Source organism: Mesobacillus sp. MER 48 (assembly GCF_023714225.1).
GTDB classification, from domain to species: domain Bacteria; phylum Bacillota; class Bacilli; order Bacillales; family Cytobacillaceae; genus Mesobacillus; species Mesobacillus oceanisediminis_A.
Map to the genome: position 1 here is coordinate 115521 of NZ_JAMAUR010000006.1, position 18466 is coordinate 133986.

General features: G+C 42.3%; 14 protein-coding genes. 12 read left to right on the forward strand and 2 right to left on the reverse strand.

The features are described from left to right. The first annotated feature begins 82 nt into the window (after nucleotides 1–82). A complete protein-coding gene (locus M3593_RS18740) occupies nucleotides 83–3577 on the forward strand; it encodes a YncE family protein (RefSeq protein ID WP_251544363.1) in 3495 nt (1164 codons plus the stop codon). A 256-nt stretch (nucleotides 3578–3833) separates the two neighbouring features. After that, the gene (locus M3593_RS18745; RefSeq protein WP_251544361.1) at nucleotides 3834–5075 is read left to right on the forward strand and encodes a S8 family peptidase; all 1242 of its coding nucleotides are present in this window, start codon (nucleotides 3834–3836) and stop codon (nucleotides 5073–5075) included. A 445-nt stretch (nucleotides 5076–5520) separates the two neighbouring features. On the opposite strand, the gene M3593_RS18750 is transcribed toward M3593_RS18745, so the two are convergent. Then, nucleotides 5521–6645: a CAP domain-containing protein gene (locus M3593_RS18750; protein WP_349654827.1), complete on the reverse strand. Its 1125-nt coding sequence runs from the start codon at nucleotides 6643–6645 to the stop codon at nucleotides 5521–5523. 223 nt (nucleotides 6646–6868) lie between these two features. Between M3593_RS18750 and M3593_RS18755 the strand changes: the two genes are divergently transcribed. From M3593_RS18755 to M3593_RS18800, 10 genes are all read left to right on the forward strand, one after another. Then, entirely contained in the window at nucleotides 6869–7864 is a 996-nt protein-coding gene (locus tag M3593_RS18755) for a hypothetical protein (RefSeq protein ID WP_251544359.1), read from the forward strand. A 126-nt stretch (nucleotides 7865–7990) separates the two neighbouring features. Beyond that, nucleotides 7991–9277: a kynureninase gene (gene kynU / locus M3593_RS18760; protein ID WP_144478797.1), complete on the forward strand. Its 1287-nt coding sequence runs from the start codon at nucleotides 7991–7993 to the stop codon at nucleotides 9275–9277. 15 nt (nucleotides 9278–9292) lie between these two features. Further along, nucleotides 9293–10126: a tryptophan 2,3-dioxygenase gene (kynA, locus tag M3593_RS18765; RefSeq protein WP_251544357.1), complete on the forward strand. Its 834-nt coding sequence runs from the start codon at nucleotides 9293–9295 to the stop codon at nucleotides 10124–10126. Between the two features lie 97 nt (nucleotides 10127–10223). Then, nucleotides 10224–10850, forward strand: coding sequence for an arylformamidase (gene kynB, locus M3593_RS18770; RefSeq protein ID WP_251544355.1), 627 nt, complete (start codon nucleotides 10224–10226; stop codon nucleotides 10848–10850). 139 nt (nucleotides 10851–10989) lie between these two features. Next, nucleotides 10990–11619 carry a TetR/AcrR family transcriptional regulator gene (locus tag M3593_RS18775; protein WP_251544353.1) on the forward strand — a complete coding sequence of 210 codons (630 nt, stop codon included), beginning with the start codon at nucleotides 10990–10992 and terminating at the stop codon, nucleotides 11617–11619. 225 nt (nucleotides 11620–11844) lie between these two features. Beyond that, complete coding sequence (locus M3593_RS18780) at nucleotides 11845–12729, forward strand: ABC transporter ATP-binding protein (protein ID WP_251544351.1); 885 nt, start codon at nucleotides 11845–11847, stop codon at nucleotides 12727–12729. 3 nt (nucleotides 12730–12732) lie between these two features. After that, nucleotides 12733–13530, forward strand: coding sequence for an ABC transporter permease subunit (locus tag M3593_RS18785; RefSeq protein WP_251544349.1), 798 nt, complete (start codon nucleotides 12733–12735; stop codon nucleotides 13528–13530). A gap of 15 nt (nucleotides 13531–13545) precedes the next feature. Then, a complete protein-coding gene (locus tag M3593_RS18790) occupies nucleotides 13546–14343 on the forward strand; it encodes an ABC transporter permease subunit (RefSeq protein ID WP_251544346.1) in 798 nt (265 codons plus the stop codon). A gap of 488 nt (nucleotides 14344–14831) precedes the next feature. Continuing rightward, on the forward strand, nucleotides 14832–16238 hold the full coding sequence (gene hemY, locus M3593_RS18795; RefSeq protein WP_251544345.1) for a protoporphyrinogen oxidase: 1407 nt from the start codon (nucleotides 14832–14834) through the stop codon (nucleotides 16236–16238). Between the two features lie 260 nt (nucleotides 16239–16498). Next, nucleotides 16499–17971 carry a PAS domain-containing sensor histidine kinase gene (locus tag M3593_RS18800; protein WP_251544343.1) on the forward strand — a complete coding sequence of 491 codons (1473 nt, stop codon included), beginning with the start codon at nucleotides 16499–16501 and terminating at the stop codon, nucleotides 17969–17971. A gap of 81 nt (nucleotides 17972–18052) precedes the next feature. Here M3593_RS18800 and M3593_RS18805 read toward each other — a convergent pair whose 3' ends face one another. Next, complete coding sequence (locus M3593_RS18805; RefSeq protein WP_144478812.1) at nucleotides 18053–18433, reverse strand: SET domain-containing protein; 381 nt, start codon at nucleotides 18431–18433, stop codon at nucleotides 18053–18055. Between the last annotated feature and the right edge of the window lie 33 nt (nucleotides 18434–18466).

The following is an 18466-nucleotide window of genomic DNA, read 5'->3' on the forward strand; positions in this document are numbered from 1 at the left end:
CGGTACCCGTATGTATTGGGCGCGTTGACAGAAAGGAGTTTTTTTAGTTTATTTCAATAAAAACAGTGTGAGAGGAGAAGTTATGAAAACTCGAATATTAAATGTAGGATTAATTTTTTTCTTAATACTATCTTCATTAAGTCCGATATTTCCAAGCACGATCGCTACAGCAGAAGCCACTGGCCAGTTAAAAATAGAAGGCAGTTTAGCTGACTGGATATTTGACCAGCAAACAAACCAAATTTATGCCGTAACTGCAGAAGGAAATCTTCAAATTTTATCCGCTGCTACTTTGCAATTGGAAAAGTCAGTTTCATTGCAAGGCAGGCCTTCTGATATTAAAAAGGTAAACAACGAATTGTATATTGCATTGCCAGATACTAAGAAAATTGTTGTCTTCGATCTAACTACAACTGAAATTACAGAAGAATATATTACTACACTTGGTGCTCCGTATAGGATCGAAATTACCGGTGATAAGCTGTTTTATGTTGAGGAAGATCAAGATTCGCGTCTTTATGAATATAATCTTACTACTTTTCTAGATAAAGAGATTACTATCCAGGGAGATACATATTCTTCTTTCCATGAGCCAGACTTAATATTGAATAACGAAAAGGATACTTTATATATTGCTGAATCAGGCATATCAGGTTCGACAATTGAGGCGATATCAACCACTGATTATTCATTAAAGTCAGAAATGACATATGATGATAGCTATGGTTTTAGTTATCCAGAAAGAAATCTAATTCTTGATGGGAATGATATATTTTTCGCAGGCAGAAAGCTGGATTCACTTAATCTAGGTAATATTCACGGTTCATACCTTGAAGATCCAGAATCTGAAACTGCGGCTAAAATCCTCGGAACAGATGAGAATTTTGTATATACGAAATCAGGTGTTTTTAAAAGGGATACGTATCAAAAAGTTCATTCATTTTCCTTTAAGGTGGAAGAACTTTTAGTCGGGAATGGCGAGCTTTATTTGTACAATGTCACTGACGGCACAATCCAGAAATCAACTGCTTCTTTTACGGCTCCTGCAGCTCAATTCAATGAACCTGTAAACAATAAACTATCATTGCCACCCCTTCAAGATTGGGTAATGGATGAGGCGAACAAGAAGATATACGCAATTTCAAAGCATGATAATTTGCTGCTTTATATCAACTCTGAAACATTGGAAGTAGAACACGCCAGGTTCATTGGTTCAATGCCAACTGATATTGACCGTGTTGGAAATCAGTTGTACATTGCAAATTATGGTGGTACGAATATCTCTGTTACTGGCTTGAATCATGGGGATAGTATCAGTACAGTGACTACTACCCAGTCACCATACAATATTGCAACAGACGGAACAGATTTATATTATGTACCTGAAGATCAACATGTGAAAATCTATCATGTTGATTTAACAACACAGACAGAAAGTCAAGTAGGTTCAGACACATACTTTGAAGCTGATATTGAATTCGATTCTGTTAATAATCGTCTTTATTTAGGTGAATCAGGCAGTTCTGGATCAAATTTATACATCCTGAATCCCCAAGATGGTTCCGTGGTTGCGGAAGATGGCTTAGGATTTTCATATCCATCAAGGAAAGTCATTGTGGATAACAACGACATTTTTTATGCTGAGCACCAGTTAGGCAATCCTGGTATTGCCGAAAGGAAATGGAATTATCAGTTTGAGATATTGAATGTAAATGATTCCTATGTTTTTACTGAAGAGGGAATCTATAACCGGGCTGATCACCGCAAGGTCTATGGTTATCCTGAAGCTGCGGAAGTACAATTTATTGAAATGGATCAGGCAGGCCAAATATTCATCTATCTCTCTAACAAACAAGCATTATATCGATTCGAATCTCTCACCGCTTTAAAAGAGCAGCTAGTAAAAAATCTTCAGGTTGGATTCAATCCGGAAGATGCATTTCAGTTGAGTTGGGATACGGCAACAGGAGATGGATATTACCTTTACTCAAAAAAATCAACAGAAACATCATTTGATAAGCTGGACGACTCTTTAATAATAAATAACTCATATGTACTTACTGACATGCAATTGAAAAGTATGTACGGAGAAACCGTTACCTTTGGAGTTAAATCATTATTTGGAGGAGCCCATTCTCCTCAAATGAATACTGTTCCATTTACATTTGAAATACCAGTACCTGAAAATTTCACTGCAGATATGACAGAAGGAACACTTAACTTCAATTGGGATTCCGTAAGGTTAATGGATGGGTACAATCTTTACTACTACACAGAATCAGATCCAACCGTGAAGAAACTAAATGAGTCACTCGTTTCAACTAATTCATACAAACTAACAAGTGAGTTATTTAACCAGTGGAGCGGGGAAACAGTTTATTTTGCTGTCGCTTCATCAGTTAATGGGAAGGAATCAGACAAATCGAATGTTTTCGAATACAAATTTCCTATTTTGCCACCGGCGAATTTTACTGGAGAATTCTTTGAATTAGGGTTTTTGAGACTTGAGTGGGATGCAGTATCGAATATTGATGGATATAGCATCTATTATCATATGGACTCAAATCCTGCGCCGCAGAAATTGAATGAAGAACTTATTAAAGGAACCTCAGTTCTTATTCCGATAGAAAACTTCAAAAGCTGGGCAGGGAAGAAAATCTACTTTACTGCTACAGCAACCAAGAATAACGTTGAGTCTAAAAAATCGAATGTATATAGCTATGTTTTTAGTGGAGAAGAGCCTCCAGTTAAAGAAGATCCGATAGAAGTTCCTAAAGATCAAAATGGAGAAGAAAGTGGTACAACCGAAGAAATCGACACAGATCCCTCTGATTCGCAAGAAGACAAGGAAGATTCAGAAGGAAATACAGTGATAGAACATACTCGGACAATTATTATTCCTTCTCTTATTATTAAAGGTGATAATGTAACAGTTTCTGACAATATGGTTAAAAGATTGCCTAACGGTGGTATTCTGAAAATCAATTTAAAAGATGACACCACTTCTATTAAAAATGTTGTTTTTTCTGCAGAACAATTAGAAATCATCAAGAAGACAAATGCGACAGTTTCAATTGAAAAAGGATCAACGACTGTAAATATTCCTGCAGAGATTTTTGAAGGAATCAGTGAAGAAGTTTCGGTCAAAATTCATAAATTGAATACTTTGCCAAATGGAGAAAGTATCCCTGAGGCACTCAGCGAAATTTATGATTTTACGATTAATTACGGTACTGATGTATTAAGCCATTTTTCAAAACCAGTAACGCTTTCTTTCAAAATTGACCCTGAAAAGGTTAAGGATCCAAACCAGGTAAAAGTGTATTATTGGAATCCAGAAAAAGAAGAGTGGGAGGAAATTGGCGGCACATATTATAATGGCGTGATATATGCCGATACAAACCATTTCAGTATTTATACTGTATTTGAAACCTCTGCAACTCAATCTGAACCTGATGAAGGTATTGCACTTCCCAATACAGCAACAAATGTCTACAATAATATTTTATATGGCATGATTTTAATAGTATTGGGTTCTGCCGGTGCTTTTATCTACAGAAAACGACGTACAATATAATTCATGGCGAAGCCTCAACCTGAGGCTTCTTTTTTTGGTGTTAAATGTCGAAAAGTGGTCACTTATTTAGTACTTTAGATATTGGGAAAATTTAAAAATAGAACTTTGTACATGAGACTTTTATGTAAACGTGTATTTTTACCTGATTCGAAAGGCTCAAAAATGAATAGTTTAGCATATTGTCGTTATCAGAATATTTTAAATATAATAGATTCTGTAAAACCCGCAACACCATAAAATGCAGAGGAGTGGTTAGATGAAAAGAAGGAAAGCACTTGGCGCGGCACTACTAAGCATGACAATGGGCTTATCTTTATTCACGGCCGGGGCATTTGGCCAGGCACCAGAGGCACAGGATTCATACCGGGTATTAGTTCAGGGTCCTGCAGCTGAAAAGGCGAAGGCAAAAGATCAATACGGTACCAGATGGGATTTTGGGGCGAATGGTTTTACAACAACGGTTAATGCCAAGCAATACCAGGCACTTTTGAAAAATAAGAATCTAAAAGTAGAGACAGTTCAACAAATGCAGCTGGAAGCGAAACCTGGCGCTGTGGCTCAAGCTACACCTTCCGATCGGACTCCATGGGGAATGGAAGCAATCTATAATGATAGTAATCTTCAGGCTACATCTGGCGGCAGCGGCATCAAGGTAGCGGTTCTGGATACCGGTGTCAATGTTGCTCATACAGACTTAGCCGGCAGTGACGAACAATGTAAGGATTTTACAAACCGCAGAACAGCGTTGGTTAATGGATCTTGTACAGATAAGAACGGCCACGGAACTCATGTTGCAGGTACTGTCCTTGCGCATGGAGGATCTGGCCAGGGGATTTACGGGGTTGCACCTGAAGCAGACCTTTGGGCTTATAAGGTTCTGAATGACCAGGGCTCAGGCTATTCCGATGATATCGCAGGTGCGATTCAGCATGCTGCAGATCAAGCAGTCAGTACAAATTCAAAAGTTGTCATTTCGATGTCACTTGGATCCAGCAGCAAGAGCACACTAATTGCAGACGCTGTTGACTATGCATATGGAAAAGGTGTCCTGGTTGTTGCAGCAGCTGGAAACAGCGGCCCTAATGCAGATACAATCGGCTATCCGGGTGCCCTTGTTAACGCAGTTGCAGTCGCCGCACTTGAAAATGTCCAGGAAAACGGTACATACCGTGTCGCTGACTTCTCATCCCGCGGAAACCCTGCTACAGATGGTGACTTTGTCATCCAGGAGCGCGATGTAGAAGTTTCTGCTCCAGGAAGAGCAATTGAATCCACATGGTTTGATGGAACGTATAACACAATCAGCGGAACATCAATGGCGACTCCGCACGTTTCCGGATTGGCTGCGAAAATCTGGGCTGCTAACCCAAGCATGACTCACAAACAGCTTCGCGCTGAACTGCAGAACCGTGCCAAAGCGAATGATATCCTTGGTGGATCAGGTGCAGCATCAGGTGATGACTATGCATCAGGATTTGGATTCCCGCGTGTGAAGTAAATATATTGTGAAAAAACCGCTTAATCAGTGAGTTGAATGAGCGGTTTTTTTGTGTAAATTGGAAGAAAATGCCCGGAATTTCCAGTTCGCCAATAAAATTAGATTTTCGCCAATAAATTAGTGGATTTCGCCAATAAAAAAATATTTTCGCCAATAAAATTTGAAAATCGCCAATAAAGTTGTGAAAACCGCCAATAAAATGATTCAAGCATGAAAAAGCGCCTGACATTGTATTGAAAATCAGTCTAAATCATGCCTCTTCATACGAAAAAAAACGATATCGCAGGGACATTTTTTATTTATATAGCTAGTTTCTGATTAATATAGCGACTTTTTTATTTATATAGCGACTTTTTCATTTATATAGCGAAAAATTCATTTTTATAGCGAATTGGAAATTATCCGCGACTTTTTCCAGCCAGCTGTATTACTTTATGACACGTTTTTAAAACTTCCTCTTACTATAAAAGTTCTCTGTAAAATAAGGTTCATGCTTCGGGCCAAATGCGACGCCGACACCAAGCAGTTTGAAGTCTGGTTTCAGGATATTCTCCCGGTGCCCGAGTGAGTTCATCAAGCCTTCATGGGCAAAGATGCTGCTGAATTGGCCGTATGCGAGATTTTCCCCGGCGACGGAAAAGGCAATATCGTCTTCAGCCATTCTGTCAAAAGGCGACTGGCCTTCGGGATTCGTGTGGCTAAAATATGAGTTTTCCGCCATATCGGCACTGTGCTTGCGGGCCGTCACCCTGACCGGATCGTCCCATGTCAGGATGCCTAAACCATGAACGACCCTAGATGCATTCGTCAAATCGAACAACTGGTATTCAAAACCTTCCTTCAACGCATCACTCGCTTCCGTATAAAACCCTGCCTTACTTTGTTCCAGCTTTTCGCTGATAATCTGGATGGCTGTTACGGTATTATTCCTGTGTTTATCATAAAAAACAGTCACATAGCTGTCATCGATATTGTACACGTCATAGTCCTGATCCTTCTGGAACTGGTAATAGACAAGCCCTTTCCTGATTTCACCCAGTGGTTCCCCAAGTGTCTGGCGGACGGTTTCTTTTGGAACTCCATATTTGATGTCATTATTGGCCGCAATCAGGTCCTGGTTTGTAAACAGAGCATTCACTGTTCCGTCATTGCTGTAGGAAACCATGGTGAAGTTTTGAAAATTTTCATGATAGGCATGCCACTCTGTTCCGTACTCATTCACGGAAACCCGTTTCGGAGCGCCGAGCTGTTTTTCAACTTCTCCCTTTACATCACCAACTCCAATATTGTGGATTGTGAATGTTACCTCAGAAGGTGTTGCCAGCTCTGGCTTAGATACTTCAGGCAAAATCTTCTCATCCTGTGTCAGTTCTTCTTTTTTCTCATTAACCTGCCAGATCAGCTGATTAATTCCACTATTGAGTTTCTCCAGCGCAGAAGCAAACTCCGGGTTTTCCTTTAGATTCTCTATTTCGTTTTTTATAGTCTCTTTATTTTCAGTAAGATATGGCCAAGAAAAATAAGCCAAAGCCCCGATAATCAGAAGCGAAAATAATCGTCTCAAAGCCAATCGTCACCATCCTATATTCCTTATCCCCAATATACCCATTAATCCATAATTAAAAAGCATAACGGCAAAGGGAAATGGGAAACTTAATTAATTCTAACTGATCAGAATGACCTATTTGTGAATAATTTCACAAAATGTTCATAACTCTGATGATCAAATCTGTAACTCAGACTGTATTATTACTATATCGATAGTGTTTACATTGCCACAGGAGGTTTTACTCATGAAAAAACTATTACAAATCATCATCGGGTTAGGATTCATTCTAACACCTTTATATACAAATGCCCACGTAAAATGGTTCACTGAGGTAGCACCAAAGAAAGAAACCATTGAAAATATTTTATCACCATTATTCATGGGACTAGCCTTATTGGCAGCAGTCGTTCTTGCTTCATTAACACTATTTATCCCCAAAATGACCCAATGGCCGCTAATCAAAAAGTGGGATGATTTCCTTTCTGGTTTCAGGAAGTATTCACGATATATTTTAAAATACGGAACGGCAGCAGCATTGATCATCCAGGTCACTAATGGCACCCTTTTCGCACCTGAATTCCATATTGACAGCACATTGATGACGATTTTAGTATGGGCGGCAATAGGCCTTCTTCTTGTGCCCCATCATATTGCAACAAAGTTCGGAGCATCACTTTTACTCATTTTATTCGTCATGGTCACTGTTAATCATGGCATTTTCTATATGCTTGACTACGGCTTTTATTTAGCGATCATTGGCGTGTTGCTTGTTGGCAAAACAAAGCTGGAAAAGGTAGGTTTCCCATTTTTGTATTTAGGCACAGGCCTCTCTCTTTGCTGGGTAGCTGTTGAAAAATGGGTGTACCCAACGATGTCGCTGGATATCGTCGCGAACCACCATGTGCCTACTTTTGGATTCGAACCAGCGGCCTTCATTGTCATGGCCGCCTTTGTCGAATTCGTCGTCGGTTATTTGCTGGTCGTCGGAATCCTGAACCGAGTTCTCGGATTTGTTGTCACTACCATCTTTATCCTGACAACTATGCTATTCGGATTCACAGAAGTCATCGGCCACTTCATGATCCATATCGTCCTGATCATTTTCATCATCGAAGGCGTTTCCTTCTACAATCCGCCAATCAAGCTGCACAAGACAAAAGTGGATCAATTTGTGTTTATATTCTTGAACTTCATTTTTGTTTTATCGGCATTTGTGCTGATTTATTATCGATTTGCTTAAGGACATGAAACAGCCGCAGAAATTGAGGCTGTTTTTCTTTTTGGGAATTATCAGACCATTTGTTGACGCTTGCTTCTGTTCTTTGTTACGATTTCCCTAGTTGCAAATGGGATGGGAGAGATGACGATGAGATCTTATGCTTTTGAACCTGGTGCACAATTTGCTGCACAGCTTGACAGCGGTGATTTACTAGCTCGTTTTCGAGATGAGTTTTACCTGAAGCCAGGTTCGATTTACCTTGACGGGAATTCGCTTGGGCTTTTATCAAAGCGGGCTGAACAAACTTTGCTGGAATCATTGGCTGACTGGCGCGAGCTTGGGATTGATGGCTGGATGGATGGTAAGCATCCGTGGTTCTATTTATCTGAAAAACTAGGAGAATTGACGGCTCCGCTTGTCGGTGCTTCAGCAGAAGAGGTAATTGTAAGCGGATCCACAACGATCAATTTGCATCAGCTGGTTGCTACTTTTTATAAACCTGAGGGTAAAAGAACGAAGATCCTCGCTGACGAATTGAATTTCCCTTCTGATATCTATGCGCTGCAAAGCCAGCTCAGGATCCATGGCTTTGATCCGGATACACATTTAATCAGAGTGAAAAGCAGGGATGGAAGATTCCTCGATGAGGACGATATCATTGAGGCGATGACGGAGGATATTGCGCTTGTTGTTCTGCCGACGGTTTTATACCGAAGTGGTCAAATCCTGGATATGGAAAGATTGACGAGAGCTGCACATGAACGAGGTATCCTGATCGGTTTCGATGGCTGCCATTCCATCGGTGCCATTCCGCATTCATTCTCGGATTGGGGAGTTGACTTTGCCTACTGGTGCAATTATAAGCATCTGAATGGAGGTCCCGGGGCAGTTGCCGGTCTTTTTGTGAATTCGAAGCATTTTGGAACAAAGCCGGGACTTGCTGGCTGGTTCGGTTCGAGGAAGGACAAACAATTTGATATGGAACATGTCCTGACTCCTGCTGAGAATGCGGGCGCCTACCAGATTGGGACGCCACATGTATTGAGCCTGGCACCTTTACTTGGTTCACTTGAAATGTTCGCCGAGGCTGGCATCGAGAATGTTCGTGAAAAATCATTAAAGATCAATCAATATCTTATGGATTTGATTCAGCATGAGCTGGGCGACGAAGGTTTTAATATTGGCAGTCCAGCAGAGGATTTCAAAAGAGGTGGCCACGTCAGCCTGGAGCACAAAGAAGCTGCCAGGATTTGCAAAGCTTTGAAGGAAAAAGGAATCATACCCGATTTCCGCGCTCCGAACATTGTCCGCCTCGCACCTGTGGCATTATATACTTCTTATAGTGACGTCTGGAATGCCGTCCAAATCTTAAAAGAAATTATGGATCATAAATTGTACGAGAAATTCAGCAATGAGCGCGGAGTCGTAGCCTAAGGGGGAAGCCGGGAAATGAAGGAAGAACAGAAAACTCCACACGAAATCCATACTGATTTTTCAAAAGAGTTGTCCTATGGGAGCTACCTGCAATTGGATAAAATCTTATCCAGTCAGCAGCGTTTGTCGGATCACCACGATGAAATGCTCTTCATCGTTATCCATCAGGCAAGTGAGCTGTGGATGAAGCTGATTTTACATGAAGTGAACGCGGCGATTGACTGCATCCGAAAAAATGATCTGGAGCCGTCTTTCAAGATGCTGTCTAGGGTGTCGCGGATTCAGGAACAGCTGATTCAATCATGGAGTGTGCTGTCGACGCTGACTCCGGCAGAATATATGGAGTTTCGTGACAAGCTTGGGCATTCATCCGGATTCCAATCCTATCAAAACCGGCTGATTGAATTCGCTCTTGGGCAGAAGCAGGCACATGTTTTATCCGTCTATAAGCATGATGCGGAACTGCACAAAACCATGGAGGATGCACTGCACGAACGCTCGATTTATGATGCCGCCATCCAGGCATTGTCAATGCGCGGACTTCAGATCGATGACGCCGCGCTGAACCGTGACTGGTCGCAGCCGTACGAACCAAATGCAAGCGTCGAGGAAGCGTGGCTGACGGTTTACCGCAATGTCGACCAGTACTGGGATCTTTATGAGCTTGCAGAAAAGCTTGTCGATATCGGCAGCAAGCAGCAGCTCTGGCGTTTCAACCATATTAGCACAGTCGAACGGATTATCGGCCACAAAGCTGGAACTGGTGGATCCGCCGGTGTATCCTATTTGAAAAAGGTCGTCGACCATCGGTTTTTCCCTGAGCTGTGGAGCTTGAGGACAAAACTATAGCAAGAAAAGGAGGAAGACACCCTTTCGCTTGGTAAATTGAGAACGGAAGAGGATCTGGAGTGTGAGGGGAAATCTATATTTGAAAGAAGGAAAATGTATGGGAGACTGGATTGATATTTCACAGGTTTTAAACGATAAAATTCCTGTCTGGCCTGGCGACACGCCATTTGAATATAAAGTGAGCTGGGGAATGGAAGAGAGTGGTTCGGTGAATGTTGGACAGGTGACGATGAGCACCCATACCGGCACACATATCGATGCCCCTTTTCATTTCGAAAGCGATGGAAAAAAGGTAATTGATTTAGACTTCAATCTCTATATTGGACCTGCGCTTGTAATCCATGTGGCTAAGCCAGCCAGTATCGGGCTTAAAGAGCTTGAAGAGGTGGATTTAAAGGGAGTCCAGCGCCTGCTGATCCGTACCGATGCATGGCAGGATAAAACGGCATTCCCGGAATCGATTCCGTATATTGAGCCGGAATTGGCTGCTTACCTGGCTGAGCATGGAGTAAAATTACTTGGGCTCGATCTGCCATCCGTCGACCCACTGGACAGCAAGGAACTCAGTGCGCATCATGAATTGAACAATCATGGAATCCATATCCTTGAAGGCCTGGTGCTGGACCGGATTGAACCTGGGGAATATGAGCTCGCCGCCCTGCCGCTGCCGTTGGATCAGGCAGACGGCAGCCCGGTCAGAGCTGTAATCCGGAAAATGAAATAAAAATAAAGAGACTGCCAATTTGGCGGTCTCTTTGTTTGTTTATGTCGAGAAATTTACTATGATTATCATTGACCGCAGTGGTCAATGAGGAATACAATGATATTGACCACTGCGGTCAATTAACATTAAGGAGGGCAAGATGACTTCGAAATTTTTAAGTTTGAACCCCGAAAAACAGGAACGAATCCTGAACGCTGCTCTCAAGGAATTTGCCCAAAAGGGATACGAGAACGCTTCTACGAATGAGATCGTTAAATCAGCAGGTATTTCAAAAGGACTCTTGTTTCACTATTTTAAAAATAAAAAAGAGCTTTACTTGTTCCTTTACGACCACTTTGCAGATGTTTTGTCGGAGGAATTCTTTCAGGAACTGAACTTTGCCCAACGAGATATCTTTGAGCGGCTGAAGGACCTGATGATCCTTAAAAACAGGCTGATAGCCAGGCATCCGGAGATATTCGACTTTATGATGTCTGCCTCATTGGAATCCTCGGTAGATGTAAAAGAGAGCCTGAATAACACCACCACAGAACTGATGCACGACAGCTATAGCAAACTATTCGAAAATATCGACCTTTCCCAGTTCCGTGAAGGGACGGACATCCACAGAACAATCAACATCATCATGTGGACACTCCAGGGCTTCAGTAACCAGGAACTCGAAAAAGCCAAAAGGCTGAACAAAGGAATTGATGATTTCGATGAAGCATTCCAAGAAGCAGAAGTGTATATCGATATGATGAAGAAGGCCTTTTATAGAAGCGAGTAGCGAAATATCGAATGCCGAGTAGAACAGTGCATCTGGGATTATAGGCGGATCAAGCGTAATGATAATTAGCTTAACCGTAAATAAAAACAGCTTAACCGTAAATATAAACAGCTCAACCGTAAAAAAAGGATGTGAAACAGGAGAAAAACGCAACCGATCAAGAAATTCGAAAAAACAGCCCAGCAAGGGCACTAGTGGAACAGAGAAATAGAGGGAGGGTCTGGCATGAACGTGATTGAGATTAAGAATCTGACGAAAATGTACGGCAAAGCCAGGGGGATTGAGGATGTAAGCTTTAATGTGGAAGAAGGCGAGATTTTCGGTTTCATCGGTCCGAATGGTGCGGGAAAATCGACGACAATCCGGACATTGCTGTCACTGATCTATCCGACAAGCGGCAGCGCAACGATTTTTGGCAAGGACATCATTACGGCCGCGCCTGAAATTAAGAAGGATATTGGCTACCTTCCTTCTGAAGTATTTTACTATGACAATATGAAGGTCATGGATCTGCTCAAGTACTCTGCAAGTTTTTACAAAAAGGATTGTACAGGGCGGATCAAGGAGCTTGCCGACATCATGGAGCTGGACCTGACCAAGAAAATCGATGATCTTTCGCTTGGGAACAAAAAGAAGGTCGGCATCGTGCAGGGGCTGCTTCATGAACCGAAGCTGATCATCCTGGATGAACCGACAAGCGGCCTCGATCCGCTCATGCAGCAGAAGTTTTTCGACCTTCTTGAAAAAGAAAATAAGAAAGGCGCGACGATCCTGTTTTCTTCCCATATTCTCAGCGAGGTGCAGAGGCTGTGTGACAGGGTGGCCATCATCAAGGACGGCCGGATTGTCACGGTCGAGAAAATCAGCACGCTAAAAGAGAATACGTACAAGAAATTCAAAATAGAATCAAACGCCGCGATTAATAAAGAGCTTTTCAATATCGAAGGTGTGAACCAGCTGCAGCAGGACGGCCCTATCATCAGCTTTTTATTCAGGGGAAATGTCAATTCCATTATGAAAAAAATTGCTGAAATTGAGATTGCGAATCTCTGGGTGGAGGAGCCTGACCTTGAAGAGATCTTCATGCACTATTATGAAAAGGAGGAATAGAACATGAATATGTTCCTTCATGAACTGAAGGCCTGCCGGAAATCGACTGTCATCTGGACCTTGTCCCTGGTGGCGCTGGTGGTATTGTTTTTATCGATGTTCCCTTCCTTTTCAAAGGATGCAGAAGAGTTCAAAAAACTGCTTGAGGGATTTCCAGTAGAGTTGAGGAAAGCAATTGGATTGTCAGTGGACAGCATTGCAACATTGATCGGGTTCTTCTCGTATGCGTTCCTTTACCTGAAGCTTGCGGGCGCCATTCAGGCTATGAATCTGGGAACCTCGATTTTATCGAAGGAAACACGCGAAAAGACGGCGGACTTTCTGTTGACAAAGCCGGTGACCAGGGGGCAGGTCGTCACATCTAAACTGCTGGCTGCATTCGTTTCCCTTGTCATTACCAATATCATGTTTATCACAGCGATATTTGTGATGGCATCCATTGTCTCGGAGGACGCTTTTAACAAGGAGGCTTTATTCCTGATTGCCATTTCCCTATTCTTTCTCCAGCTGATGTTCATGGCGCTGGGAATCGTTGTTGCCGCGATGTTTCCGAGGATTAAATCGGTGATCTCAGTTTCACTCGGAACGGTTTTCGGCTTTTTCATGCTAGGGATGATCAGTTCGACAACAGAGGATGAGGCATTGCGTTATTTGACGCCGTTCAATTATTTTGACGCAGCTTATACCACGCAGCATGAGGGCTATGAAACTTCTTTTCTGATAACCGCTGCCATTTTTATCATTGCCGCAATCGTTGCCAGCTATTATTTATACTCGAAAAAGGACGTCCATTCCGTTTAGGGAGGAGGGAAAATCGTGAATCTTTTTAAAAGAGAATTGAAAGCAAGCCGGAAAGCGTTAATCATCTGGTGTATCGGAGTTGTCTTTATGGTCGCCTCGGGCATGGCAAAATACTCAAGCCTCGAGGGGACAGGGCAGTCGATGAATACGCTGATGGCCGATATGCCAAAATCGCTGCAGGCAATAATGGGTACTGGTTCGCTTGATTTGTCGACACCGATCGGGTATTTTGGAGTCCTGTTTCTTTACCTGGCCGTAATGGCATCCATCCATGCAGCGATGCTCGGCTCGAATATCATCGCCAAGGAAGAGAGAGACAAAACCGTAGAGTTCCTGCTCGTCAAGCCGATCTCAAGGACATGGATGATATCAGCAAAGCTATCCGCTGCGCTGGTCAATATTTTGATTTTCAATCTTGTCACCCTTGCTTCCTCTATCAGCATGGTCGGGAAATATGCGGAAGGAGAGGACGTCACTGGGGAGATTGCGATGCTGATGATCGGGATGTTCATTCTTCAGTTGATTTTCCTCGTCATCGGGACTGCTATCGCCGCTGTTTTAAAGAATGCCAAAAAAGCCACATCGCTGGCAACGGGAATCTTGCTTTTCCTGTTCATCCTGTCGATTGTAATTGACTTGAATGAGAAGCTGGATGGACTGAAATTCGTGACTCCATTCAAATATTATGATGCGAAGCTTGTGCTGGAGGATGGCGGGTTTGAACCGATCTACTTGGGATTGTCAGCGCTGATATTGTTAGTGCTCACATTGGTGACTTACTTGTTTTACCGAAAAAGAGATATGAATGTGTAGATCCCGGGAAACCGGGATTTTTTTAAAAGGTGATGTGGTCGATATATTTGGGAATGTGGTCGAAATAATTCAAAAAGTGGTCGATAAAATTGAAAATCCGCTGATATATTTCGAAATGTGGTCGAAATAATCAAAAATTCGCCAAAAAAAATGAAATCAGGTCAGTCAACAGTGCATGATTGTTCAAAACGCCAGCTTAATTCCGTTTTTCTTACGCAAAACAGATGTACATTTGACGGAAATCCGTTAATCCCGCCTCCATAATCACCTTTTCATGGACTTAAGTTCACATTTTAGTAAAAAAACTTCCATCAACGAGTCTATTTCTGGTGCTATACTTTTGTTATGTTAAAAAGTTCACATAGTGCAGGATAACATTAGAAGAATCAAAACTATTTCTGGTGCTATACTTTTGTTATGTTAAAAGGTTCACATACTTACAGGGTAAAACTATAAGATAATCAAAACAAAAAGAACAGGTGAGCGATATGGACCAAAGGAAGGTTATCATCATAGGCGGAGGGATCACTGGGCTGGCGACTGCGTATTATCTCCAAAAGGAGGCAAAGGTAAAGCAGCTGCCGATCGAAGTGAAATTGATTGAGGCGAGCGGACGTCTTGGCGGTGTCATCCGTACCGAGAAGCGTGACGGCTTCATCATTGAAAGAGGGCCGGATTCCATCATAGCGCGAAAAAAGAGTGCCATGAGACTGATAGAGGAAGTAGGTCTCCAGGACAAAATCATCTCGAACACGGCGGGGAGGTCCTATATTTACGCAAGGGGCAGGCTTCATACCATGCCCGAGGGATCTTTCATGGGGATTCCTACAAAAGTCACCCCGTTTGCGTTGTCAGGGTTATTTTCATCACTGGGCAAATTGCGTGCAGCAGGGGACTTTATTTTGCCAAAAGATGCACCAAAGGCGGATCAGTCATTAGGTGCTTTTTTCCGCCGCCGGCTTGGTGATGAGGTTGTTGATAACCTGATTGATCCTTTATTATCGGGGATTTACGCAGGCGATATAGATGAACTCAGCCTGATGGCTTTGTTCCCAAATTTTTATGAAATCGAACAGAAGCATCGAAGCCTGGTGATCGGCTTGAATAAATCGATGCCTAAGCCTCCGAAAACAGCCAAGAAGCCTGGTTCTAAAAAAGGGATGTTCATTTCATTGTCAACAGGTTTGGAGGAATTGGTCCATCAGGTTGAAAAGCGTCTAGACGAAGGATCAGTCTTGAAGGAAAGAGCTGTTAAAAAGGTTGAGAAGACAGGCGAGGTCTATAAAGTCCATCTCGAATCTGGAGAATTGGAAACAGCAGACAGTGTAGTGATTGCGACAGATCATTTCCACGCCCAGCACATGCTGTCAGAATATCCATTCATGGAACCGTTCAAACACATGCCTGCCAATTCTGTGGCAAATGTAGCGATGGCATTCCCGAAATCGGCGATCGAAAAAGATATCGACGGAACAGGATTCCTGGTCTCGAGAAACAGTGATTTCCGGATCACAGCATGTACATGGACACATAAAAAATGGCCCGGCACATCGCCTGACGATATGGCGCTCCTCCGCTGCTATGTCGGGAAGCCGGATGACCAGGAAGCTGTTAATCTATCAGATGACGAAATCATCGAATTGGTTTTAAGAGATTTGAATAAAACGATGAACATTACCGCAAAGCCGGAATTCACTGTTGTGACCAGATGGAGTAAAGCAATGCCGCAATATACTGTGGGTCATCTCGAGAGAATCGCAAAGGTAAAATCGGAGCTTGAAAAAGAGCTTCCAGGCATCTGCCTTGCAGGTGGTTCTTTTGAGGGTGTCGGGATTCCGGGATGTATTGACCAGGCAGAAGCTGCTGTGGCAAAAGTGTTAGTATATCTCAAATGAATGGAATTCAAGCCGCTCCTTATAAGGGATAGCGGCTTCTTTATTTTTAACGGTCTGTTAAAGCTAATGCTATTTTTACACCTGTTGATTGTAGCGGAAAGCGAAGCGCCTGGAACGAAAATCAACAGCCTTGTTTAACAGAGCCTTGCTCTAAAAAAGAAGATTAAATACTCCTTTTGAAAAATCATAACTTTCTGTAAAATAGAGTTATAAGGATAATAAAATAGAGTTATAAGGATAATAGGTTTGGAGAGATCTCTATGCGTAACAATTTTCCGATATTTGGTCAGGATGATACAACTATCTATAATCCGGATGAACTACTAAGTTTATTCCTGGATTGTACGGCTGACGGGTTTGCAATTGTAGATATGGAGAACCGTTTTTTGAGGATCAATCATATGTACACAGAGATTTTCGGTTATACAGAAGAAGATTTGATAGGCAGGACCTTTCATGAGTTTTCGAATCCGGAGGTTGTACAAGAGATCATTTCCGAAGTCAAAAACGGAAAGGCATTTACCAATATGATAACGAAGCGATTCCATAAAGATGGATCATTACTCGATATTGCCGTCTCTTACTCCCCCTTCCGTAATAAGCAGGGCGAGATTATTGCCATCATCGCGATTTACCGAGATATTACTAAATTGGTAAGTATGGAGAATGAATTACACCGAACACGGGAACTGTACGAGCTGATCACCGAGAATACGACTGACATGATTCTGGTGATTAATAAAGATAAATTGATTCTGTATGCTTCACCCTCCCATGAAAAAGTGATCAGCTTGAAACCAGAGCAAATTGTAGGCAAAAGTCTGGGTGAATTTTTGACACCAGAGGAAGATGCTGTTCTGGATCTTAAGCTTAAGGAGATACTCGAAACTGGAGAACCGCAGATTTTACGGAAGAAGTTCATCACTTGTGACCTGGAATCCGTTTATACAGAATATAGCTTCTCGCCAATCTATAATGAAAAAAAGGAGATAGACTCCTTTGTCAGTGTCGGCCGGAATATAACAGACCGGGTCAAGCATGATGCCTCCATCCGAAATTTGGACAGGCTGTCTGTCACCGGTCAACTGGCAGCGGGTGTGGCTCATGAAATCCGCAATCCGCTGACAGCGTTGAAGGGGTTTTCAAAATTGCTGCAGACATGTCTTGATAAGGAGAAGCAGGAAGGTTACCTGGCAATTATCATGAACGAGCTGGACAGGATTGATTTGATTGTAAATGAGTTTATGTCACTAGCTAAACCGCAGGCAATCCAATATGTTAAAGAAGATTTGAAATCGATTTTGGACAGCACGATCAATATCATCCATCCGCAGGGGATGATGCACAATGTCCAAATCATCCCTACTTATCCAGATGAAAGAATCATGCTTTCCTGCAATCCACATCAGCTGAAACAAGTATTTTTGAACTTTATGAAAAATGCGATTGAATCCATGCCAAATGGCGGGAATGTCGTGATCGACCTGCAAAAGAAGGTGAAGGGAAAAGTGCTTATCAGCATTTCGGATGAGGGAACAGGAATCGAGCCTGACCGCCTTCGTTATCTTGGAACTCCGTTTTATACGACGAAGGACAAAGGCATCGGACTTGGACTGACGGTGAGCAATAAAATCATTCAGGAGCATGATGGAACCATGAAAATTGTAAGTGAAATAGGCCAGGGGACGAATGTCATTGTTGAACTTGAATGTTTAGAAGACGACATCACTTAGTCTTTTTTAAAAGAAGCGGCTTCCTAATGGGAGCCGCTTTTCTTACGAGATAAGACAGTATTAAATCACTTTGAGCTTTTCTTATTTCTCTTCATTGAACCAGAGTGGGTCGTTGTTATCGACTTCGCCATTATAGTTGATGACAATCTCTTCGCCGGCTTTGATGTCACGATACGCATAGAAATCAAAAGTATGATTGTCAAAATTGATTTCATAGATTGCGTTAGGCTCATAGGAGTGGTTGAAAAGCATGCCGTAGCCCAACAGAATGGCTGAATGATTGATCCCGTATTCAAAGGCATAATCGGCTAATGCTGTTTTCTCGATGTGTACATGCTGGTCGTTCGGATAGGAGAGAACAGGGGCTTCGTGTATCAGTTCACCCTTTGCTATATTTCTCTTGGCGAATACGCCTCTATTGAACTCACCATCGCTTATTTCAGAATTCTTTATTTCAATCATTTTTTTCACCTGTGTTTTATGACTTTTAAATCT